This is a genomic window from Kitasatospora sp. NPDC096128 (genome assembly GCF_040303105.1).
Lineage (GTDB): Bacteria > Actinomycetota > Actinomycetes > Streptomycetales > Streptomycetaceae > Kitasatospora.
In genome coordinates this window covers 119,486-141,990 of sequence record NZ_JBEOSP010000016.1, presented here as the reverse complement: position 1 = coordinate 141,990, position 22,505 = coordinate 119,486, and the positions used below count along the sequence as shown (strand labels likewise).

The 22,505-nt window shown below is 67.5% G+C and carries 19 protein-coding genes; 12 read left to right on the top strand and 7 right to left on the bottom strand.

The genetic code is table 11. The features are described from left to right. Positions 1-68 precede the first annotated feature (68 nt). Together ABTY61_RS19705 and ABTY61_RS19700 are read right to left on the bottom strand one after the other, a co-directional pair. The gene (locus tag ABTY61_RS19705; RefSeq protein WP_350506288.1) at positions 69-824 is read right to left on the bottom strand and encodes an HNH endonuclease; all 756 of its coding nucleotides are present in this window, start codon (positions 822-824) and stop codon (positions 69-71) included. Beyond that, entirely contained in the window at positions 821-2,176 is a 1,356-nt protein-coding gene (locus ABTY61_RS19700) for an AAA family ATPase (protein ID WP_350506287.1), read from the bottom strand. Before ABTY61_RS19700 ends, ABTY61_RS19705 begins: the two co-directional genes overlap by 4 nt. A gap of 250 nt (positions 2,177-2,426) precedes the next feature. Here ABTY61_RS19700 and ABTY61_RS19695 point away from each other — a divergent pair, with 250 nt between their 5' ends. From ABTY61_RS19695 to ABTY61_RS19685, 3 genes are read left to right on the top strand one after another with little or no spacing between them, the layout of a single operon-like run. Further along, complete coding sequence (locus ABTY61_RS19695; protein ID WP_350506286.1) at positions 2,427-5,390, top strand: DEAD/DEAH box helicase family protein; 2,964 nt, start codon at positions 2,427-2,429, stop codon at positions 5,388-5,390. Between the two features lie 23 nt (positions 5,391-5,413). Beyond that, entirely contained in the window at positions 5,414-6,967 is a 1,554-nt protein-coding gene (locus tag ABTY61_RS19690) for a restriction endonuclease subunit S (RefSeq protein ID WP_350506285.1), read from the top strand. Further along, positions 6,964-8,529, top strand: a complete 1,566-nt coding sequence (locus tag ABTY61_RS19685) for a class I SAM-dependent DNA methyltransferase (RefSeq protein ID WP_350506284.1) — start codon at positions 6,964-6,966, stop codon at positions 8,527-8,529. The genes ABTY61_RS19690 and ABTY61_RS19685 overlap by 4 nt, the downstream gene beginning before the upstream one ends. 333 nt (positions 8,530-8,862) lie before the next feature. Here the strand turns inward: ABTY61_RS19685 and ABTY61_RS19680 are convergent, their stop codons facing one another. The 3 genes from ABTY61_RS19680 to ABTY61_RS19670 form a co-directional block, all read right to left on the bottom strand. Further along, positions 8,863-10,107 (bottom strand): tyrosine-type recombinase/integrase, encoded by a 1,245-nt coding sequence (locus ABTY61_RS19680; RefSeq protein WP_350506283.1) that lies wholly within the window; start codon positions 10,105-10,107, stop codon positions 8,863-8,865. Between the two features lie 11 nt (positions 10,108-10,118). Then, complete coding sequence (locus tag ABTY61_RS19675; protein WP_350506282.1) at positions 10,119-10,421, bottom strand: helix-turn-helix domain-containing protein; 303 nt, start codon at positions 10,419-10,421, stop codon at positions 10,119-10,121. A 240-nt stretch (positions 10,422-10,661) separates the two neighbouring features. Further along, a complete protein-coding gene (locus tag ABTY61_RS19670; RefSeq protein WP_350506281.1) occupies positions 10,662-11,366 on the bottom strand; it encodes a helix-turn-helix domain-containing protein in 705 nt (234 codons plus the stop codon). Between the two features lie 281 nt (positions 11,367-11,647). On the opposite strand from ABTY61_RS19670, the gene ABTY61_RS19665 reads away from it, so the two are divergent. The 5 genes from ABTY61_RS19665 (at position 11,648) to ABTY61_RS19645 (ending at position 18,404) form a co-directional block, all read left to right on the top strand. Next, a complete protein-coding gene (locus ABTY61_RS19665) occupies positions 11,648-13,441 on the top strand; it encodes a DnaB-like helicase N-terminal domain-containing protein (RefSeq protein WP_350506280.1) in 1,794 nt (597 codons plus the stop codon). A 242-nt stretch (positions 13,442-13,683) separates the two neighbouring features. After that, entirely contained in the window at positions 13,684-14,505 is an 822-nt protein-coding gene (locus ABTY61_RS19660; RefSeq protein ID WP_350506279.1) for a SpdA protein, read from the top strand. A gap of 248 nt (positions 14,506-14,753) precedes the next feature. Further along, positions 14,754-15,644, top strand: a complete 891-nt coding sequence (locus ABTY61_RS19655) for a hypothetical protein (protein WP_350506278.1) — start codon at positions 14,754-14,756, stop codon at positions 15,642-15,644. Further along, positions 15,634-17,373, top strand: coding sequence for a relaxase/mobilization nuclease domain-containing protein (locus ABTY61_RS19650; RefSeq protein ID WP_350506277.1), 1,740 nt, complete (start codon positions 15,634-15,636; stop codon positions 17,371-17,373). Before ABTY61_RS19655 ends, ABTY61_RS19650 begins: the two co-directional genes overlap by 11 nt. Positions 17,374-17,651: 278 nt before the next feature. Beyond that, a complete protein-coding gene (locus ABTY61_RS19645) occupies positions 17,652-18,404 on the top strand; it encodes a hypothetical protein (RefSeq protein ID WP_350506276.1) in 753 nt (250 codons plus the stop codon). 169 nt (positions 18,405-18,573) lie between these two features. Here ABTY61_RS19645 and ABTY61_RS19640 read toward each other — a convergent pair whose 3' ends face one another. Both ABTY61_RS19640 and ABTY61_RS19635 read right to left on the bottom strand, forming a co-directional pair. Continuing rightward, on the bottom strand, positions 18,574-18,987 hold the full coding sequence (locus ABTY61_RS19640) for an NUDIX hydrolase (protein WP_350506275.1): 414 nt from the start codon (positions 18,985-18,987) through the stop codon (positions 18,574-18,576). Then, positions 18,984-19,646 (bottom strand): NUDIX hydrolase, encoded by a 663-nt coding sequence (locus ABTY61_RS19635; RefSeq protein WP_350506330.1) that lies wholly within the window; start codon positions 19,644-19,646, stop codon positions 18,984-18,986. Before ABTY61_RS19635 ends, ABTY61_RS19640 begins: the two co-directional genes overlap by 4 nt. Positions 19,647-20,071: 425 nt before the next feature. On the opposite strand from ABTY61_RS19635, the gene ABTY61_RS19630 reads away from it, so the two are divergent. The 4 genes from ABTY61_RS19630 (at position 20,072) to ABTY61_RS19615 (ending at position 22,505) form a co-directional block, all read left to right on the top strand. Further along, a complete protein-coding gene (locus tag ABTY61_RS19630; protein ID WP_350506274.1) occupies positions 20,072-20,581 on the top strand; it encodes a nucleoside-diphosphate kinase in 510 nt (169 codons plus the stop codon). Between the two features lie 81 nt (positions 20,582-20,662). Beyond that, positions 20,663-20,962 (top strand): hypothetical protein, encoded by a 300-nt coding sequence (locus ABTY61_RS19625; RefSeq protein WP_350506273.1) that lies wholly within the window; start codon positions 20,663-20,665, stop codon positions 20,960-20,962. 150 nt (positions 20,963-21,112) lie between these two features. Then, entirely contained in the window at positions 21,113-21,697 is a 585-nt protein-coding gene (locus tag ABTY61_RS19620; RefSeq protein WP_350506272.1) for a CYTH domain-containing protein, read from the top strand. 43 nt (positions 21,698-21,740) lie between these two features. Continuing rightward, complete coding sequence (locus ABTY61_RS19615; RefSeq protein WP_350506271.1) at positions 21,741-22,505, top strand: hypothetical protein; 765 nt, start codon at positions 21,741-21,743, stop codon at positions 22,503-22,505.

Sequence of the window (22,505 nt, the reverse complement as noted above, 5' to 3'; positions counted from 1 at the left end):
GACCGAACGCCCTGCTCCCGAGTGATGCCAGCACCTACGTTCCCTGAGGCAAGCAGCCGTGAGCTGGCTCACTGCAGCAAGGACGCGCGCAGCTCCTCGTCCCGCAGCAGGGCCACGATTCGAGGATCCACATCGATGAAGATCGAGTCAGCGTTCACCGACACGGCCTTGTGCAGAGCCGCATAGCAGACATCGGCGAAGGGTTGGTCACGCATGCGCCAGATGCAATAGCGCATGTCATCGAGCCGGCCCTCGTCCCGCGCACGTGCCCACTCCTTCAGATCGCCGCCCAGGCTCCGCCAGGCACGCTCCCTGGCCCGTGGACGCTTTCCCTCGTTGAGCCCGCACACGTCGATCGTCCACTGGCCCTTCCTCGAACCTTCCACCGCGCGGTACATGCCGCTCTCCAGGCCGAGGTCGAGATGCTCAATGGGGTCATCGCGTGCCGGATCCACAAGTAGGGAGCCAACCAGCCCGTCGCCCCTGTGCTGGTCTCTCTTGAACCGGGAGTTGCAGGTGGAGCAGGCGAGCAGGAGGTTCGGCCAGTAAAACGTCCGGAGCGCACAGCGAGACTTAGGAACGAAGTGGTCGACTGTGTCAGCCATGTGGTTGCCGCAATACATGCAGCAATCCAGACCTGGAGCCATGACCTCCAGTACGTCCTTGACCGGCCGGTAGACGTCACGGCGCACGGTCTTGCGCTCCCACATCCGATCCGCGTGCTCAGTGCGTTCGACTATCGCGGTGCCCGCGAGCTCCTGTGTCAGTCTCAGGAGCGAGGATTCCAGTTCAGAGGGCAGACGCGGCCGTACGAGTTTGATCACGTACGGTCCTCCCCTCTCCTCCTCGCCCCTATGTCGAGCTCGTCCAGACGTGTGGACTGAGAGCTTGCCAGCTTCATGCGCAGAGATCGGAACCGCTGCATCATCGCGGCGTCGGCCCTACCTGTCCCGACCGCATACTCCAGGTCAGCCAGTTCCTCCCGCATCTCCTCCGCGCGGCGGGAGAACGGCGACTCCAGCCCGAAGAACTCCGACAAGACCGCGTCATCCCCCGTCCCGAAGACCACCCTGCCGTAAGTCTTCTCGTCCACCACTTCCGGTGGAACCTGTTCGTCGGGGCCGGGAAGTCTGATCAAGCCGCCTGGGTCGGCAGCCTGGCAGATGTAGGGGCTGTGCGTGCTGACGATGAACTGCACGGCTGGGAAGTGGGCCTTGAGCCACTCGCCGATGCGCTGCTGCCAGGACACATGGAGGTGGGCATCAATCTCGTCGATGAGGACAACACCCGGGTGGGGCAGATAGGGCCGGCTACCGACCTGGGACAGCTCCAGGGCGCCATAGGCGGTGTGCATCTGCCGCACGATGTCCAGGACCAACGCGGTGACCGTACGCAAGCCATCACTCATGCGCCGGAGCGCGGTGAGGGGCCCCTCACCGTCGACTCGCCGCAGCCACAGCCCACGCGAGGTGACCTCCTCGACACGGAAATCTCCGGGCAGTAGATCGTCGTTGAGGAGCGCGAGCACCGATTCGAGCAGCCGCCCTGCCCCGGCTTCGCCTTCCAGCTGACGCAAGTGCAGAGATACAAGCCAGTCGACCGACTCAATGAGGGCCGATTGCTCCTCGAAAAGGGTGCGTAGGGCCGCGGTGCGGTCCGGGTTCTGTGCGTTCCGTTCGTAGAGCCCAGTGCCAGTCAGTCGCCGGAAGGGGCCATAGCCGGCGGAAAACCAGCCGGCGGGAGGAGAAGGCGACCACAGCAGGCGCGCGAGCTTCCCACCCTCCTGGGGGGTGAAACGCACCCGTGTCGGTGGCTGATCGTCCGGCGTGACCGGATCCCGATCGGGCCCCCACAAGATTGCGACCCTCAGCCGCCCAGCCGTTGGAGGTGCCCCGAGGTCGGCCTCCCCGTCCGTGTGGAGCGACAGCTCGACGAAACCACGAGTCCTTCCGTAGGAGAGATGATCCTCGATCTCGTCGTCCAGCTGGCTGGACCGGCGTTGCCCTGCCAGCGCCAAGGCGATCGCCCTAAGCAGGGTCGTCTTCCCGGAGCCGTTACGCCCCGCGAGCACCGTCCAGCCTGCGAGACTTCCGTCCGGGCGCGTGAAGTCGAGGTCGCAGGCGCGGGCGCCGTGGAACCCACGAACGCCATCGAGCCGGAGCCTCGTCACATACACCGGACTATCCCTTTCCTGACCTTCCTCATCCCTCTGGCCTCATGGCCTCATGGCCTGCCGCAATCTACCGCCCACTCTACGGATGCACACTGACAGCGCTCGTCGCAGTCTGTGGCTGGATCCGGATGGTCGGAGCCGGGTGACCAGAGACTCACCGTACGCGCGTACGTCGACTGATGTAATGAGTGAGGCTCGCGGGCTGAGTCAGGACGTGTCGGAAGCACGGAGTAACGAAATACGGGGAGGGGCCGTGACCGCTGCTGACATGCAGGCGAGCGAACGGGCCGAAAGGGCTCTGCGTGAAGCTGGGTGGCGGGTCTGCGCTCCGCACGAGCGCGACCTCAAGCCAGACGCCACAGCTGTCCGCACCGACCATCCGCAGGACCCCCACCTCCGCATGTACCTGCTCTACGTCGCTCGCGACCTCTGTGGCCTCGTCGTGGCGGGAGCGGTTGACCCGGACGAGCTGATGGCCGAAGCCGACCAGCTCGCCGCCCCGGTGGCCGAGCATCACCCAAAGCGCGCTTGGCAGGGACTCCCCCTGCCTTTCCGCTATGGAACCAACGGCCACGTGTGGCGCTTCCGAAATGCCCTCGACGTCCAGCGCCTCGACGGCACGCCTGCTCCCGGCGCTCCTCAGGGCGGCGCACGTAGCCGTTACGTCTTCGCCCCAGCCCGCCCGACCACCGTCGCCCGCTGGAAGCGTGAAGCCATGCGCTTTCCCGAGGCGCCGACCCTGCGGGCCCGCCTTCGGCAGCTGCCCAACGTCCCCCTCGACCCACAACGGCAGCTGTACAACGCCCAGCGCCGCGCTATCGAGGGCCTGGAGACATCCTTCGCCGCGGACCGCCCCCGCGCCCTCATCCAGATGGCGACCGGTGCCGGCAAGACGTACACCGTCGTTCAGGCGAGTCATCGGCTGCTCAAGCACGCTGGCGCCCATCGGGTGCTGTTCCTCGTCGACCGCAACAATCTGGGCGACCAGGCGTTTATGGAGTACCGCGGGTTCCTCCCCGCGGACTCGAAAAAGCCACTGCACGAGGAATTCCCGCTGAAGCACCTGTCAGGGGGCAGGTCGGGACTTGCCGACTCCGACAAAATCGTGATCACCACGATCCAGCGGCTGTGGTGCAAGCTCTCCGGCGGAACGGCGCCCGAGCCGGGCGGCAAGGACGAGGAGAAGTTTGAGGCTGGAGGCACCGCAGGACTCGAGGCGGCAGTTCCCAAGGTCCGTTACTCGGCCGACCTCCCGCCCGACTACTTCGACTTCATCGTCATCGACGAGTGTCACCGGTCCATCTACGGGCGCTGGCTCCCCGTACTGGAGTACTTCGACGCTCACATTGTGGGTCTGACCGCGACCCCTATCGGGCCAACGTTCGCGTTCTTCCAGGAGAACCTGGTGAGCGAGTACACGTACGAGGAGGCCGTCGCCGACGAGGTCAACGTCGACTACGACGTCTATCGGATCTCAACGAAGATCACCCGCGAGGGGTCGGTGATCAAGGCTACGACCCCGACGGTGGCTCCCGACGGCACTATCGAACACCTGAACACCGTTCTTGCTCACGTGGACCGTGTCACCCGGAAACAGCACTGGCGCCAACAGGACGAGGATGACGAGTACACACCCAGCGAGCTCAACGCTCGGGTGGAGTCCACGAGCCAGATCCGCACGATCATCCAGACCTTCAAGGACCGGTTGTTCACAGAAATCTTCCCGCCGGTCATCGATCCGGCGACCAGCGAGATCATCCACGAACGGAAGCGCGTTCCGAAGACTTTGATCTTCGCGGCTACGGACCAGCACGCCGAGTCAATCGTGAAAGAGGTGAACCGAGCTTGGGGTGCAGGAGACGATTTCTGCAAGAAGATCACCAGCGCCGCTAGTCAGCCGGGCAAGGCCATCCGTGACTTCCGCAACGAGCCCGAGATCCGCATCGCCGTCACTGTGGACATGATCGCTACCGGCACGGACATCCCCGCCCTGGAGTGCCTGGTCTTCATGCGGGACGTCAGGACTTGGTCGTACTTCGAGCAGATGAAGGGCCGTGGCGCCAGGAGTATCAAGCCGGAAGACCTGCAGAAGGTCACTGAGGACGCCATCCGAAAGGACCGCTTCGTCATCGTCGACACGGTGGGCGTAACGGAACACGCCATGGTTGACGCACGACCGCTGGTTCGGGACGGGCAACCGGAGGTGCCGAGCCTGGAACGACTCCTGGAGGCGTGCGCGAACGGGCAGGCCCTGTCGATAGACGATGTCGCCACCTTGGCCGGCCGCCTGAGCCGACTGGGCCAGCGCCTGGACGACGAGCAGCTCGCCCGGATCGAGGGCAGCGCAGGCGGGTCAAAGCTCACCGAGCTGGTGACCGGCCTGGTCCTGGCGGCTGACCCGGATCGGCTAGCGGGAGAACGAGTACGGGCAGTGGCCACAGAAGGCGGCGCGACGCTCTGGGATGGTGAGACTTACGGAGAACCAGCCGACGGCTCGACCGACGCAGTGCTGCACGAGGCGCTGCGTCCATTCGTCGAGCGCGAAGCTCTCCGCGAGGCCCTGCTGGAAGCCGTGAGGTCGCGCAGTTGGATCAAGATCGACCACCTCAGCCGGGATGGCGGCGTCACCGCGGAGGGCGTGACCGACGTCATGCGCGCCGAGCGAACGATCCTGAATTGGCGAGCGTACATGGAGGACCAGCGGGAGCGGTTCGCCAGCCTTCGAATCGCCTTCGAGGAGCGCCGGCCGCTGAACGAGGTGCGGCAACGGATCGAAGAGGTCCTGAGCCTGGTCAGCCCACCCCAGCGGCGCTGGACCGACAAGCAGCTGTGGAAGGCGTACGTGGATTTCGGGATCGCGCGTGAGGGGCGGCGCCGGGGAGCAGGGCTACCGGAGCTGCTGTCGGTGTTGCGGTTCGAGCTAGGACTGGACGGGGACGAGTTCCGGCCGTATCGGGATACCGTGGAGGTCCGCTTCCAGGAGTGGCTTGCGCGCCAGGAGACGGCGGGGGCGACGTTCACCGAGGAGCAGCAGAAGTGGCTGCGCCTCGTTATGGGCGTGGTCTCCACGTCGGCGACGGTGTCACTGGAGGCGTTGGACCAACATGCGCTGTGCCGTGATGAGGGTGGCTGGAGCAGGTTCAGGAAGGTGTTCGAGGGCGACCTTCGCTCGCCGAACGAGCTGATTGACGAGTTGGATCGAGAACTGGGTGCGTGAGCGTGGCTAGCGTTGATGGCGGCTTGGAGGAGACCAAGCTGCCGGAAGGGTGGGCATGGGCCACCGTCGCTGAAGTCGGCGAGGTGGAGCTGGGGCGCCAGCGTCATCCCGACTGGCATACGGGTCCCGAGATGCGGCCCTACTTGCGGGTAGCCAACGTGTTCGAGGACCGTATCGACACTACGAGCCTCATGGAAATGGACTTTTCCGGGGTCTTCGACAAATATCAGCTTCAAGCAGGTGACATTCTCCTCAACGAAGGCCAGAGTCCGCACCTCGTGGGGCGCCCTGCGTTGTATCGCGGCGAGCCTCCGGGCGTGGCTTTCACCAATAGCCTTCTGAGGTTTCAGGCCGATGACGGGGTCCTGCCCGAGTGGGCGCTGCTCGTCTTCCGCCATCACTTGCACTCCGGGCGCTTCATGCGTGAGGCGCGCATCACTACGAACATCGCGCACCTCTCGGCTGCTCGGCTGAAGCCCATTGAATTCCCCGTTCCACCCACTGCCGAGCAGCACCGCATCATCGACGCCCTCGGCGCGCGCCTTACTCGGCTGGACGAACTCGAGTCGCGCCTTGTGGCTGCCCAGCAGCGCCTGGAGAAGCTCCGCGACTTTGTCATGACCGCCGCGGCGACAGGTGCCCTTGCCTGGGATGCCGACCCGCAGCACATGCCTATCGCTGGCTCACTAGCAGTCAAAGACGGCGCATTGCCGCCACTTGCCTCGGGGTGGCAATGGGGCCGACTCCAGGACATCGCCGATGTCGTAGGGGGAGTCACAAAGGACTCCAAGAACCAGCACAACCCAGACCTGCCCGAGGTACCGTACCTGCGCGTGGCAAATGCCCAGCGCGCCCGGCTGGATCTCTCACAAGTAGCCAAAATCCGGGTTGCGCCGAAGGCCCTCGATAAGCTCCGTCTCCGTGACGGTGACCTTCTGATGTCCGAGGGCGGTGACAGAGACAAGCTCGGACGAGGATGGATCTGGGAGGAGCAGATCAAGGACTGCATTCACCAGAACCATCTATTCCGTGCACGGATCCAAGGTTCGTCAACGCACCCCAAGCTCCTTGGGTGGTATGTAAATTCAGCTGCACGCTCTTGGTTCGAGGCCAATGGCAAGCAGAGCGTGAATCTCGCTTCCATCAGCATCTCCAAGGTCAAACTGCTTCCCGTCCCAGTGCCTCCACCAGACGAGGAGAAGCAGGCAGCCTTCGTTGAACTGGGAGAGCGGGTCCTCGCACGCTTTGATCACCTTGTGACAGCCTGCGAGAACGGCCTCGCACACGCCAACGCCCTCCGCCACGCCCTCCTCGCTGAAGCCTTTGCTGGCCGCCTCGTCCCCCAGGATCCGGACGACGAATCCGCTGAGGATCTCCCCAAGCGCATCCGTGCCGAGCGTGAGGCCGCTGAGGCAGAACGGAAAGCGGTCCGTAGGGCAACCCAGGTCAGGCGTAAGAGTCCCGTTGGGCCCAAGGCGTCCACTCCCGCGCAGGCGCCGCCACCGCCGGCCCGTACATCCGACACACCCCTCTCCGAGGGCGAACAGAACACTCTCCCCCTGGAGTTCAACGCGTGAAGCTGGAAGCTCGCCGTCTCGTCGACCGGCTCTGGAACTACTGCAACGTACTCCGCGACGATGGTGTCTCAAGCCTCGAGTACCTGGAGCAGCTCAGTTTCCTGGTGTTCCTCAAGATGGCCGCCGAGATGGAGGAGGCTGGCAAGACCCTCCACGCAGACAAGCGGCGCCATGTATTGCCCGACACCGAGGAGTGGCGAGGCCGGGGCTGGTCTGAGTTGCTGGACCTCACAGGCAGCGCGCTGGAGGAGGAATACACGCAGCTGCTCACCGACCTCGGCAAGCAGGACGAGGGCCAGAACACCACCCTTGGCCTGATCTTCTATCGGGCTCGCAACCGCCTCCAGAACCCAGCTAACCTTCGCCGTCTCATTGTTGACCTGATCGACAAGGAGGACTGGTTCAGTGCAAGCAAGGACATCAAGGGCGATGCCTATGAGGCACTGATCGCCCGCAGCGCCGAGGACACCAAGGCTGGAGCCGGGCAGTACTTCACACCCCGTGTACTCATCGAGTCCATCGTGCGGTGCATGCGGCCCACCCCGGACGACACGATCACGGACCCGGCCTGCGGGACCGGCGGCTTCCTGCTCGCCGCGCACGACTACATCGTGCAGGAGCACGGGCGCGACATGTCTACAGAGGAATCCGCCCGCTTTGATGAAGGCGCCATCTGGGGCACCGAACTTGTCCCCGCGACGGCCCGCCTCGCCGCGATGAACCTACTTCTCCACAAGATCGGCAGGCCCGACGGCAAGCCCCTCATCCACGTGGAGGACGCGCTTGCTAAGCGGCCGGCCCCTGGCAAGCGGGCTTCGCTGGTCCTCGCCAACCCGCCCTTCGGCAAGAAGTCCTCGATCGTGATCACCAACGTCAACGGCTCCGTCAGCCGCGAGGACATGTCCTACCACCGTGAGGACTTCTGGGAGACCACGACCAACAAGCAGTTCAACTTCGTCCAGCACATCGCGAACCTGCTGACCGACAACGGCCGGGCTGCAGTGATCCTCCCGGACAACGTCCTCTTCGAAGGCGGCCGAGGGGCGAGCATCCGCCGCGAACTACTCAAGCGCTACAACCTCCACACCATGCTGCGCCTGCCCGCCGGCATCTTCTACGCGGGCGGAGTGAAGGCAAACGTCCTGTTCTTCGATGCCGCCCCGCCCCGCCGCAGCAACGACGAGCCCCCGCACACAAAGCAGCTCTGGGTATACGACCTGCGGACCGGCAATCGCTTCACACTGAAGCAGAACCCGCTGCTCCCTGGACACCTTGAGGACTTCGAGAAGCGTGTGTTCGGGGTCGGTGAGTGCGACCGTGGCACCGCAATCGCCCGGCGCTCGCCCGAAGGACGCCTCCAGGTCTTCGACGGCGCCGAACTCGTCGACACGAAGGACGTCAACCTCGACATCGGTCTGCTTGACACGAGTGACGAAGCCGCCACACAGGCCAAGTCCCTGCCTGAGCTGACACTCGCACTTTCAGCGGACCTACGCGGAGCGCTGGCCGAGCTGGAGCACCTGGCAACAGACTTGGGCGTGAAGCTGCCACCGCTGGTGTAACAACTGCAGCAGACAAGCCCTGTCCAAGACCGGTCAGGGCTCGCCCGCTTATCGTCCGGTCACCACTGGTCGGTGTCGCCGTACTTCCCCGGATGTTGCGCTCGGTCCACAGCCTGCCGCTGTGCACACGCCTCGTTGAAGGCATCCTCGATGGCCGCCCTGTCTGTGCCTCGCTCCTGAGCTTCGACCACACACTCCGAATGAGATCCGGCTTCACATAGTTCAGAGAAGCCAATGTTCAAAGAAGCCGATCCGGCTGCGCTTCTCGACCACCCAGAGCCCGACGGCATAGCCGCCGGGCTCTGGCGTCAGGTGATCGGAGCCACCAGGGGATCAGGCCGCATCCTCGTCGGGCTCCCCCGGGACACGTCCGGCCTCACCCCACAGCGCCTTGCCGATCTTCATCCCGACGTCGTTGAGCATGGGCTCGGTGACGTGCTGGTAGCGCTGGGCCATAGAGGTCGAGGACCAGCCCATGATCGCCATGACGATCCGCTCCGGCACTCCGAGCAGGAGGAGGACGGTCGAGGCGGTGTGGCGGGCGTCGTGGAGGCGACCGTCGCGGATGCCAGCCTCGCGCAGGAGCCGCTTCCAGTGGTGGTAGTCGGTGCTGGGGTTGAGCGGTTCGCCGGTCTCCGATGTGAAGACGTAGCCCTTGTCCGTCCAGAGCTCGCGGGCGAGGGCCCGCTCGCGATCCTGCTCCTCCTTGTGCTGCCGGAGGATCACGACGAGCTGCTCGGGCAGCGGCACCGCGCGTCGACCGGCTCGGGACTTGGTGTCCTTGGTCTCGCGTCGGATCGGCTCCTTCTGGGGACAAAAGCCGGGCTTCCGCCCGCAGCGGTCGCCGCAGCCGTGCCGGTACTTGGGCCGCAGCCGGCCGCGCTTGACCCAGGCGACGCCGCGGGCGAAGTCGACGTCCTTCCACAGGAGCCCGAGCACCTCGCCCTGACGCAGACCGAGAGCGAGCGCGAAGATCCAGCGGGCGGAGTTGCGGCGCTTGCGCGCCGTCTCCATGAGCGCCTGGACCTCCTCGATCTCGAACGGCTCGACCTCCTCCTCTTCGAGCTTCGGGGCCTTGGCGATCGTGGCCACGTTGCGGGTGAGGTGTTGGCGCCGCACGGCCTCGCCGAGGGCGACTCGGACGGTACGGTGGGCCTGGTGGGCGGTGCCGGCGGCGCTGCCGGCGGCCTGCATCTTCTTGTAGAAGCGCTCCAGGTGCTCGGGTTCCAGCTTCTCCAGGCGGTGCGCGCCGAGGCCGGGTATGAGGTGCACGCGGACGGCGACCTCGTATCCGGCGTACGTGTTCTCGCTGACGGCGCCGGGGACGATCTCCTTGATCCAGTGAGTCAGCCACTTGGCGACCGTCCACTTCTGGCCGGCCTTGGGCACGCTGCCGTCGTCGCGCAGCTTCTCCAGCTTGCGGACCTTGGCCGTGACCTCGGGTCGGGTCTTGGCGCTGACGTGGCGGCGGTCGGGGGTGCCGTCGTCCTTGACGCCGACCGTGACGCGGCCGTGCCAGCGACCATCGCTGCCCTCGTAGATCGAGGAGTCGCCGTTGGGCTTGCGGGTGTTCGCCATCGGTTCCCCCCTCAGGCCACAAGCGCGACGGTCGAAGCGGCGGCCTGCGTACGGGCGGTCACGTACTCCTTGAGCGCCTCGGCGGGCACGCGGCGGAGACGGCCGATCGTCACGGACGGGACCTCACCGGAGGCGACCAGGGCGTACATGGTCGTCCGGCCGACACCAAGGCGTCGGGCGGCTTCCTCGACCGTGAGGGCGACGAGCGTGGGGTCCGGAGCGGTGTCGCAGCTCGCGACGAGAGCGAGCAGGCTCTGCTCGGGCAGGCCCAGGGCCTCCGAGAGGCGGGCGAGAGAAAGGGCAGGCTGAGGCATGGGACTCCTCGTCGACCGCACAGGGCTGGCACCCCGAGCGGCCTGATCGTGTGATGGGTGGTCATGGCGGCGCGATTCCCCGCCCAGGCGCGCTAACACCTGGAGCGAGACGCGGACGGGTCTGGCGGTCCGTCACGCGTGCCGCATGGTTCGGAGAGTCGGGTCAGACAGGTACTCCCGTGGGCTCACTGCTTGCTGAGCGGCCTCACGAGACGGGTGCTTGTGCAGGTCCCCCGGGCTCTAGATTTCCTCATCCGCAGAAGGCTGACTGCCAGACGCATTGGGGGTCTCCTCGGAGACGTGCCCCCAGTCGTCGTGATCCTTGAGGTCGAGGTAGGCGAGTTCTGACGGCAGGGCCGGCGGCGTGATGCCCTTCTGACGCATCGTCGATCTCTGATCCTGGACGTCCTGCGAGTAGTCGCCGATGATCTCATCGAACTGGTTGACCAGCTTGACGTTGGCCTCGCGGGTCTGCGCATCACGGGCCGTGGCGACTTTTCGGCGGAACTCCTCCGAGCTGCTGATCGTCTTCTGCAGACCGCGGAGCGTCTCGTTGTAATCGCGGATCGCGCCGAACCGCAGCTCCAGGTCATTGGTCGGCTCGTGATCGAACGGCTGCTCCCCGCAGACCCACTGGAGCGCCTCGCCGGTGGGGTACATCAAGCCAGGGAGGAGCTCGACCTCCCCGACCTCACCGAGGGGAACGAGGAAGACGACCGGGGGAACATCGAGCACCTTGGCGAGGACCAGCACCTCGGCCACGTCGATGCTGGAACGCCGGCCGTTCTCAAGGTTGGCGATGACGTTCCGCGCGATCGGGTAACCCAGCTTCGCGCAGGCCGCAGCGACGTCCTGCGCGCTCATCCCCCGCTCCTCGCGGAAGCGCCGGACCGCCTCGGCAACGCGGCCAGTCACGCCAGCCTGCCAGTCCTTGGGGTTCGTCATGGCAACAAGATAGCGAGCCGACACAGGCAGAGTCAACATCCAGCACAGTCGCCGTGTAGTAGCGACACAACATCTGCCTTGACGAAGCACAGATGGTGTGTGTTTACTCTGCGTACGTTTTCGGACTCGGGCCAGCACGATCGGCCGCACGAGCCCGGAAACGAGGGCGGCCCCCGGTGTTAGCGCACCGAGGGCCGTGAAGGCTCCCTATGTGACCACCCATCAAGACGATCAACCGCTGTGCGGCCTGCCAGGGCCTGATGCACGGCGGGAGGGAATCCATGTCCCAGCCTACGGGCCCGGCACACGGGCCGTCGAGCTCCGGTGCGGCCGACGCCGTCTTCGACGACGACCACGCGGTGTTCCCAAAGGGGACACCGCCGAACGACCTGGATGCCGAAAGGGCGGTCGTCGGCGCCTGCATGGCGCTAGGCGCGCCGGCCATCGACGCCGCGCGCGCCATTCTCGACGCCGGCGACTTCTACCGGCCCGCCCACGAGACCATCTGGCGCGCGATCCTCGACCTCGCCTTCGAGGGGGCCCCGACAGCTGCGGTGGCCGTCGCCGACCGACTTCGAGGCGCCGGTGTCCTGGACCGCGTGGGCGGCGTGAACTACCTGGTCCGGCTCGCCGCCGAGGCGCCGCCATCGGCGAACAACGCCGACTACTACGCGGCCATCGTGCGACGCGAGTCGGAGCTGCGGAAGCTGCACGCCACGGGCATCCGGACCGTCCAGCAGGCCCTGCTGCCCGGCGCCCAGCCGGACGAGATCCGAAGCGCGCTCGATGCCGAGGTCCGCGAGGGACGCGAGCGCGCGCTGGCCTCCGGGAACAGCCGTCTGTCGCGCTTCATGGTGGACGGCTGGGACTTCGTGACCAAGACCGGGGCGGACAAGGAGCCCCTGTGGGGCACGCGCGGGGAAACCGCTTGGGCAGCCGGCGAGAGCCTGATGATCGTCGGTGCCCCCGGCGTCGGCAAGACCACCATCGCCCACCAGGTGATCTTCGCCCGGATCGGCTTGGGCGACTCGGCGCTCGGCATGCCCGTCGCCGAGAGCAAGCGCGTCCTGTACCTGGCGATGGACCGGCCCCAGCAGATCGCCCGCGCCATGGCCCGACTGGTCCGGCCCGAGCACGAGAAGATGGTCCGCGAACGGCTCCTCATCTGGGAGGGCCCGCTGCCGACCAGCCTGGACAGGGAGCCCGGTCTCCTCGCCGAGCTGGCCACCGCGCACGGCGCCGACACCATCGTCATCGACAGCCTCAAGGACGCCGTCAGCACCCTCGTCGACGACAGCCTCGCCATCGCCTACAACAGCGCCCGCAACCGGGCCCTGCGCGAGGGCATCCAGGTCCTGGAGCTGCACCACCAGCGCAAGGCCGCCGCGGACGCCCCGCGCGGACAGCGCCCCACCCTCGACCGCGTGTACGGCTCCACCTGGCTGACCTCCGGCGCGGGCAGCGTGCTGTTCATCGCCGGCGAGGCTGGTGACCCCGTCGTCAACCTCCACCACCTCAAGACCGTCACCGGCGAGATCGGCCCGCTCACCATCGTCCACGACCACGAGGCTGGTACCAGCGCCGTCGAGGAGACCATCGACATCGCCGAACTCCTGCGCGCGACGCCGGACGGCGTGACCGCTAAGCAGCTGGCCACCGCCATGACCGGCGACAAGAAACCCGACGCCGCAGCCATCGGTCGGGCCCGCCGACGCCTGAACACCCAGGTCAAGTCCGGGCTCGCCGAAGTGGAGAAGGGCTCCGCCGGCGGCATCGGTGGCGGCAAGGAGGACCGCTACTTCACCTCCGCCCGCCACATCAGCACCGGCACCCCGCCGACCCTGGTCGAGCAGCCCGCCATCCCGCTGGCCGTCGTACCGGCCGCACCGCAGAACACCACCGCACAAGCGCCCGCCGAGCCTGCCCTCACCGACGCCGAGAGCCGCCGGGTCACCGCCGCGACGGCCACATCACGAGGAACAGGGCGTTTTCGCGAGCGTTCACGCACCTCCACCGCCGCGACCGTCGTACAACCCGTTGTCGCGCCGGACGCTCCCAGGAAAAACCGCAGGTAGAAGCGTTTTCGCGACCGTTTACGCCGTTGTCGCACCCGAGCGTTTTCGCGCGACCCCCCCTTTAGAAGGGGGGTTCGCGTAAACGCCCCCCACCTGAGCACGTGCCCGCAGAGACGCGCAGCCGGACCCGCCGCGTCCGACAGCACCACCTGCGGCACGAGCCCGCCCTCCCGGTCAGCGGCTCCAGCAGCAGACGGCGATCCCCCCGACCACACCTTCACGGCAAGGACCGCATCCTCTTCATGATCAGCACCCCGCCGACCGGCTCCGGTAGGTTCGTCCGCGCCACCATCACCCTCGTGATGGCCGCCACCGCCGCCCTCGCCTTCGCGTTCTCCTTCGGCAACGTCTGGGCCCTCGCCCTACGACTCGGCATCTCCCGCCCCGTCGCCCCCCTGATCGCCCCGATGGTCGACCTGTCCGTCGTCGGCCTCCTGGTCGTCCTCCATCACCTCGTCGCCGCCGACACCGACCCCGCCCAACTCCGCCCGGCCACCCGCCTGATGCACCTGTGCGGCCTGCTCACCCTCGCTCTCAACACCGCCGAGCCCGTCCTAGCCGGGCACTACGGCCGCGCCATCCTCGACGCCGTCGCCCCGGCCCTCCTCCTCGGCTGGGGAAGCGTCGGACTCCCCCTCCTGCGTCTGCTCCACTCGCCGACCCCCAGTGGGACCGGCCACAGCCGTGACGAGCATCCCGAAGCTGAACACGCCTCCCGACCTGCGGCCACAGCCCCCGCCACACCGCAGCCGTCACCCAAGCACGCCGCTTCGGCGGGCGCCGAGCAAGCCCAGTCGGCCTCCGATCCTGCCGAGGGTGGCCCGCTCGCCAAGCGGGACCCGGTCTTGGGGACGAAGCGCACCGGGCGAAAGCCAGCGGCCAGCCTCGACGAGCTGTCCGAGATCGCCCGGCCCGCCGTTGAGGAGCACGGTCCCACTCACGCCGTGATCAGGAATGCCTTGCGTGAGGCCGACATGCCAGCCTCCAACGAGCGCATCGGCGTGCTGGTCCAGCGCTTCAAGGACGAGCAGGCCGACGCCCAAGCCAGCCTTTCGGCGGCCTGACGCCCCCGCCGCCCGCCCGAGCACCGGCTGCTGCGGAACCGAGCGAGCGGCCCCTCACCGGCGCTGACCGACGCTCACCAGAACTCCCCCGCGCCCATCCGGAGGTACCGGAAGTCCTGAACCGGTGCCGTCTACACCGGAACTCCGGCACCGCCAAACCCCGCTTCCGCCGGACCATCACCCCGCATCCGGCGAACACCCCGCCAACCGACAACCACCTGCCCCGACAGGAGAACCGGAAGATCCCCGTGCCCGACCAGCAACACCACCTCGACCCTGCATTCGCCTCGCCCGAGCAGGACGCTCAGCAACGCGGAGCCGGTAGCGGCAAGCCCGGCCGTGGCGGCATACTCACCCGCGTCAAGCAGGCCCTGCCCTGGACCAACCACGGTCACGACAACGACGGAGCAAGCTGGGGCAAAGTCCACAACGCCGTTGGCGCCGGGGACTTTGCGCTTGACCCCGCCCCAGGGGTGGCGGGGCAGGACCGGCGCGAGGGCGCGCCGGACCAGGAGGTCATGACCGAGGGCGGCCACGACCAGGACGAACCTCCCGCGCACGACACCGAGCCGCACAGCGACATCGACGCCGAGCGTGCCGACGCCGCCGACCGCGTCGTGCGTGAAGCGCCGACCGTGACCCCTGCCGAGTTCATCCACGAGCGCGTTCCGGTGCTCGACCGCCCCGCACTTCCGGTGGACGACAACACCGCTCCGATTGCCGAACGCATGTACCGGCCGCGTTCCGGAACCAACCGCGACGACCAGATCACCTGCTCCGTCGAGCCAGCCGAGAAGGAGCTCATCGACTTCGTGGCCAAGAAGCTCAAGCGCTCGCGCTCCTCCTTCCTGGCGGACTCCGTCATGAGCGTCGCCCTGGCGTACATGAGGACCGGCCGCCTCGATGCCTTCGTCCCCATGCCCGACTACGAGGCCATCGCCCTCCTCACCGAAGCAGTCGGCACCCACCAACGGGCAATCGACCGGGCCGGCAACAACCTCAACCAGCTCATGGTCGAGGTCTACAGCGGACCGATCCCCGAGCGAGCCATGGAAGTCCTGGAGAGCCTCGATGCCTGCGCCACCGAGGCTCTCCACGCCTACCAGCGCGTCCTGCCGGGAGACCGCCGTGGTGCCTGACGTCTCCACCGGCTCGCGCACGCGCGGCCTGCTCTCCTACCTCTTCGGCCCCGGCCGCCGCGACGAGCACACCGACCCGCACATCGTCGCCGCGTTCGCCATGCCCGGCCTGCCCGACCCCGGCCGCGCGCCCCTCGACCAGCGCCACGCCCTCCTCGACCAGCTCGCCGACTACCTCGACCAGCCCGTCCGCGCCCGCGAGAGGCGCCTTGGCACGAAGGTCCCGCAGCACGTGTGGCACTGCCCCGTCCGCACCGCGCCCGGCGACCGCTACCTCACCGACGCCGAGTGGGCTGAGGTCGCTCGCCGGATCGTCAACGCCACCGGCATCGCGCCCGATGGCGACGACAAGGGCTGCCGGTGGATCGCCGTACGCCACGCCGAGGACCACATCCACATCATGGCGACCACCGTCCGCGAGGACCGCCGCCGTCCCCGCAACAAGCGCGACGGCCAGCGCGCCCAGGCCGAGTGCCGCAAGATCGAGAAGGAACTCGGCCTGCGCCAGCTCAACCCGGGCGACGGCACCGCCGCGCCAATGCCCACCAGCGCCGAACAGGCCAAGGCCCAGCGCGCCGACCACCAACTGACCGCCAAGGAGTGGCTGCAGCAGCAGGCCCTGGCCATCGCCGCCGCCGTCCGCGACGAACAGGAGTACTTCTCCACCCTCACCACCCTCGGCGTCCAGGTCCGCTATCGCATCGGACCCGAGAGCGGGGACGTCATCGGCTACAGCCTCGCCCGCCCCGGCGATGTCAACGCCGCGGGCGAGCCCGTCTACTTCGGCGGCTCCAAGCTCTCCCCCGACCTGTCCATCAACCGCCTGCGCGAACGCTTCACCGCCCAGGCGCCCACCACACCCACCCCAGCTGCGGTCGAGCCGGACCGGTGGCGGCAGGCCGAGACCACCCTGCGGAACACCGCCAGCTTCGCCTTCCAGGGCCAGCACCACCCCGACGCCCCCGACTCCGACACCGTGGTCCAGGCCCAGGCCGCCGCCTTCGGTGAACTCCTCCACACCGCCGCCCTCACCGCCCCCACCCACATCCGAGCCGAACTACGAGCTGCTGCAACCGAGTTCAACCGCGCCAGCCGGTCCCGCATTCGTGCCGAACACCAGCAGGCCGCAGCCCTCCGCTCGGCCGCCAAGGAACTCCTGGACACCGCAGGCTCCGGCGAGGACGGCGCCACCGCCGCCGCCCTGCTGTCCACCGCCGTGTTCGTCCTGATCGCAATCGCGCGCTGGCACGAAGCCCACGGCCACCGCCAGCAGGCCGCAGCCGCCCAGCAGTCCCTCGTCCACCTGCGAACCGCCTACCGGCAGACGGCCGAGCCCGTCATCGCCGACCTCACCCGCCGCACCCCCACCCCCAAAACCACCGACCGCCTCGCCGCCCAGGTCCAGGCCGCCGTCCCCGAGCACGCCCAGCGCATCCTCGCCGACCGCTCCTGGCCCGCCCTGGCCACCGCGCTCGCCCAGGCCGAATCCGCCGGCCAACCACCCCACCGAGCCCTCACCGAGGCAGCCCAGCAACGGGAGCTGACCACCGCCGACCGCCCCGCCGAAGTCCTCCTCTGGCGCCTCCGCAACGCCACCGCCGACCGCATCGACCAGCGCGCCCAGGCCGCCCAAGCCCGCACCACCAGCACCACCGCGAAGTCCACGCTCACAGCACCCGCCGTACCGACCGGCACCAGGACCGCCAACGAGCCAACGCGCCGACGCTGACCCCGACCAGAAGCCGATGCCCCGAGCCCCACCCCGCAACGCACGCGCCGGTCAGGCCCTCGTCCTCACTCCGTGCCACCCATGCCATAGGAGCCGCAGGCAGCCACGCACCAAACACGCTGTGGCTCGACCGTAGCTTGATCCAGATCGTCAGCCCTACTCTCCATCAACTAGCGTGCGATGCAGCCTGCATGGTGAATCGAATGCGCTGCGGGCTTCTGGCATTGCGTGGAAGGCACCGAATGGCACTGCACCCTCTCCAGCTCCCGCTGGACCGCATGATCGACTACATGGGCGACGCTCAGCTCATACATGAGGTGATCCAGGAGCGGCTCCAGAAGACGACCGCAGATCGCCGGGCTCAGGGGAAGCCCGGTGGCGGGCAGCCCGGCAAGGAGCACTCTTCCCTCAACCGTGCCGTCGTGGTGGCGACTGTCGGAGCCCTCGAAGCGTTCAGTGAGGATCTCGCGTTGACCGCGCAACCACTCGATCCGCAGGCAACCCCGCCGCTGAACTGGTACAAGATCGACGGCAAGCAAGGGATGGTGCAGACCCCGAGCCCTTACAACCTACGCAAGCTCTTCTGGACCTTCTTCCGGTACGACCCGACAGCCGACTGGGACTGGCTGGTGCAGGTCGCTCCCGCCGAGCTCGGACAGGGCAGCGCTTGGCGTGTCGGGGCCACGCAGTACCAGGGCACTGATGCTTCTGATTTCTTGGACGCGATGGTCAAGGTCCGCCACGGCTTCGCTCACCAGGACAAGGCTCAGAAGCCTCCGGCCTACCCGGGGATCGTGACGTTGACGCCGGGAAACAAGATCGCCATCCACTCGCATCATGCTACGAACGCGCTGAGCGTCCTGGTCCAGTTTGCCGTCTTGACGACGCACGGGCTGGCGAACCGAATCTCCGTCACAGGTCAGCTCCGTTGGTCCAAGAAGATGACGCTCGCTGGCTGGGAGGATCTGCTGAAGAACACTTCGGCGGGAAGCTTGGTGTCGGCTACTTGGAAGAACGCGCCCACGTTCTAGGGTCCGTCCCCCTCAAGCGCTCCTCGCCTGCCGGGCCTGCCGTGCACCTGGGAGTCCTCAACTACCCACAGGCCGTATCACCAACGCGTCGACTGAGTGAATGTAGGCCAAGGGTCCGTGGGCGGCCAGCGTTTGGTGGTCGCCCACGGACCCTTCCGGTCGAGGGTGGTCAGCTCTTGAGCGCGGTGTCCAGGTGCTCCTGCACCGGCGCGAACAGCCCATACGGCACATACTCGGGGATCTCCGCGAGAGCCACCCACGCGAGCTGATCCAGCTCCTCCGTGTCGACTACCTCGGCGGTGCCGCTGACGACCTCGCAGGCCGTGTACGACATGAGCCGGCCCGTCTTCGGATGCACGCGCTCACCCAGCAGCTTGATCGCGGCAACGCCAAGCCCGGTCTCCTCCGCGGTCTCGCGGACGGCCGCCTTCTCGGGCGACTCACCAGCCTCGATCTCACCGGCCGGGAACTGCCAGGAGAGTTGGCCCTCGCTGACCCGTCGCCGGACCATCAGGACGCGGCCTTCGTGGACCACGATCGCGGCGGCAATGCCTGGGCGTTCGTCCGCAGTCTGCTGTGTCACGTCTGCTCCTCCAGGGCGGCCAGGACGGGTGGGAAGATCGTATCGGCGTCGATGAAGCGGGTCACCGAGTTTCGAGGAACCCACATCACGTCGACGTTTTCGATGGTGTCGCTGTTGGTCGCCTCGCCAGCTAGGTACTCGCACAGGAAGTACTCGCACAGCACGCCCGTCACGGGGTGGAGTCGGTTGCCGAAGCTCCGGCGGACGGCACAGTGGACGCCGGTTTCGTCCAGCGTTTCCCGGACGGTCGCAGTCTCCGGCTTCGCGCCGGGCTTGATGACCCCAGCCGGAAACTGCCAGGTGATCCCGGACGCGTCGTCGTCGCGCCGGCAGACCAGCAGCACGTCGTTCTGCCGGAGGACAACCGAGATGGCCACCCGTAAGGCCTGCGCGGTCGGCGCGCCGGATTCGGGGACTTCGCCGCGTTCTTTCGCCACCAGGAGGGCGAAGCGCTGCCGGGCGGCATCGGGAGCCTTCTCGTGGGCGGAGTCGAGGAGCTGCTGCATCTCGACTCTCGGTACGACGGAGGGGTCGGAGTGCCACGTGGCCACCGTCCGTACCGCGATCCCGAGCCGGTTGGCGAAACCCTCGTTGGTGAGGCGGAGAGCGGACTGGAGCAGGCAGGCGTAACGGCCGCTCCAGACCTCGATGACGTCCAACGCCGTTCCCTCTCCGTCGTGGTCACTGCAGTGCAGGAAGCGCGCGGCGAAGATGCACATCGACTGCACTGGCGCTTCATCGCTGCGCGGCGTGGATACCGGAAGACTTGCAGTCGGCACCCCAAAGCCAGGCTCGCCTAGGCAACTTGAGCTCTGGGAGGCGCCCGGGAGCGACAGGACACACACGCCAACCCCCTCGGAGATTCTAGGTGAGTACCCGAAGCAGGGCAGCGAGTTGGGCGATTGCGCCCGCGAGATCGCCGTGTCGGCAGGATGGCGGATCGAACGCCACCAGGCCGCGCAGGGTTCACCCATTCGGGGGGCAGGTCGGAGCGCCGAAAGTGGCTCGCCAGCGCCGGTAACCTCAGTTCATGACGGGCTGATCGTCCGTCATATCTGAATGCCAGAAAGCTGAAAGGGAACTAATGGCCGAGGACCAGGTCCACACGGTCGAGCGCACGCTCGTCCTGCTCAAGCCCGACGCGCTGGTACGCGGCCTCGGAGGGAGGATCATCTCGCGCTTCGAGGACGCCGCTCTGAAGATCATCGGCGTCAAGATGAAGTGGATGGACGAGGAGTTCACCCGCAAGCACTACTTCGACCTCGAAGAGCGGCTCGGGGCGGACGTCTACAACCTCACGGCCACCTTCATGCAACAGGGGCCGGTCATCGCTCTGGTGCTGGAGGGCTACGACGCCATCGCCACCGTCCGGAAGATCGTGGGCAGCACCTACCCGAACCAGGCTCCGGCCGGCACGATCCGCGGCGACCTCTCGCACATGAGCTCCGCGGGCAGCGTGGCAGTCGGCAAGGCCGTGGCCAACCTGGTCCACGCCTCCGGCAACAAGGAGGAGGCCGCACAGGAGGTCGAGCTGTGGTTCGACAAGGACGAGCTGCACGAGTACCGCACGCTGGCCGAGATCTTCACTAACTGACGGCAGGTCGCGGCGTCACCACTGGGGACGTCGCTGCGTTGACCACCACCGGGGCACCACCGTCCGATCTGAGAGGGCACCATGACCAACCAGACCCGCCTGGCCTCCGCCGAGGAGCTGGAGTCGATCTTCCAGCGTGAGCTGGCGACCGACCGGTGGGCGGCCACCGAGACCGCCTACGCGCTGGCGGTCCGCCTCCGGGATGCTGGCGACTGGCCCAAGTCCCGCGAGTGGGTGCAGCAGTGCCTCCAGCTGCTGGAGGGCTTCCCGAGCGAGACCGAGGACCAGGCGGCGACCACCCGCGTGGCGGTCGGCGGCGTCCCGCTGCCGAACTACCTGCACGCCGGTGTGATCCGCGAGCGCTTCGGCGACCTGGGCTGATCCATCTCGGGTGGTGCGGCCGGTGAAGTGACGGCCGGCCGCACCACCCGGCACCACCACCAACTCCATACCGCCCCATCCGAACCAGCCAGGGGCCACCCCACCTTGGTTCGGCTGGATCCGCCATGCCTGAAACGAGGAGACAAGACCGTGGCTGTCGAGATCGAGATGCGCGCCCGCTTCGACAAGGAGACCCATGACCGGCTCATGGACCGCCTGACGAAGGACAGCGAGGACCTGGGCGATGACGCCAAGCACATCTACTTCTACGTGCTGCCCGAGCAGCTGCTCAAGGTCACGGACAACACCGCCGCCGGCACCGCCAAGATCACCCTCAAGGGCAGCAAGATCGGCCAGGGCGCGGCCTTCCCCGAGACCGAGTTCGCCATCGCGCGCGAGGACGTCCCGGCGGCCGTGAAGGTGTTCAACGCGCTCGGCTTCGAGTCCGCGATGCACGAGGCGTTCAACTTTCGGCACAACTTCCGCTTCCGGGGTGTGGAGATCGCGCTCAAGTGGAGCGAGGCGTGGGGCTACCACGCCGAGTTCGAGGTGCTGCTCGACGACGGCGCCTCGGACGCGGCCCGCGACGAGGCATCTGCCCAGATCGTCGACGTCGCCTTCGAACTCGGCGTTGCGCTGATGAGCGAGCAGGAGCTGGCCGACTTCGCCGCCGCGTTCGAGGCCGCCGAGCAGGAGCGCAAGGCCCGCGAGGCACAGGCCGCGCCGATCCGGTAGGAGCCCCTCACCGCGGTAGACCACCAGAAGGGGGTGGGCACAGATGAGCACGACCCCGACGACCACGAGCCTGGTTGACCTGGCTGCCCGCAAGCAGCTGCCGCACCACCAGTACATGGACCCGGCCACCATCGAGTGGATCAAGGCCAACCGGCCCGACCTCGACGCGGCCTGGCCTCCGCCCCTGCGGCCGGGCTCGACACAGCTCCTGAGCCGGTCCGCCCTTCCGACAGCGTGGCTGGCGGAGCCCCGCCTCCAGGATTCGCTCCACGGCATCCGGCACAGCATGCGGACCGCCGCGCTGGCCGCCCTGCTCGCCGAGATCCACGGGCTGGACGACATCGACACCGCCACGGTCGTCCTGGCCGCCGCCGTCCACGACTGCCAGCGCCTGCACGACCAGGACGACCGGGGGCACGGTGCCCGTGCGGCCATCTGGCTGGCCGCGAACGCCGATACGGTCTGGACCCATTTCGGCACGGTGGCCACGCCCCGACGGATCATCCAGGCAGCGACCGCCATCCGTCTGCATGATCTGCCGTACGACGCCTTCTGCTCGGACGATCGAGCCGACTACGCCCGCGCCGTACTCATCTGCGACCTGGTGAAGGCCGCCGACGCGCTCGACCGTTACCGCCTGCCGAAGCTCGACTGGTGGCCCGACGTGCGACACGTTCGTGAGCCGGCCTTCGACCAGCTCCGCGCCCTCGCCTTCGACCTCGTCGTCATCTCCGAGTCCGCGCACCTCGCCGGAGCCAGCAGCGCCGAAGCCGTCCGGTTCGCGCTCGCCGAGAAGGGATTGGTGTAG